This is a genomic window from Polynucleobacter sp. AM-26B4, assembly GCF_018882285.1.
Lineage (GTDB): Bacteria > Pseudomonadota > Gammaproteobacteria > Burkholderiales > Burkholderiaceae > Polynucleobacter.
The window spans coordinates 1-207 of the sequence record NZ_JACVOT010000015.1 but is presented as its reverse complement, the minus strand read 5'-3'; the positions used below and the strand labels follow the sequence as shown (position 1 = coordinate 207).

The following is a 207-nucleotide window of genomic DNA, read 5'->3' as shown; positions in this document are numbered from 1 at the left end:
TCAAGGTGATCGGACGAGCTGTGATCGCCAAGCTACCAGATACATAGGTGATGTCATAGTTGCTAGCCAAGAAGCCATCCGTACCGGTGGCTGATGTGGCCACTACTTCATTGGCGTTCGTACCTACCGCACGAGTCGTGCTAGCAGCGTAGCCATTGGCGCTGGTCAAAGTCACAGCCGTGGCCACTTCACTATTGGCATAGGTAC

Annotated in this window: 1 protein-coding gene; it reads right to left on the bottom strand. The window is 54.1% G+C overall.

Going from position 1 to position 207, the window contains the following annotated elements; genetic code table 11:
- Positions 1 to 207: hypothetical protein (locus ICE88_RS08480; protein WP_216252073.1), on the bottom strand; the 207-nt coding region annotated here is incomplete at both ends.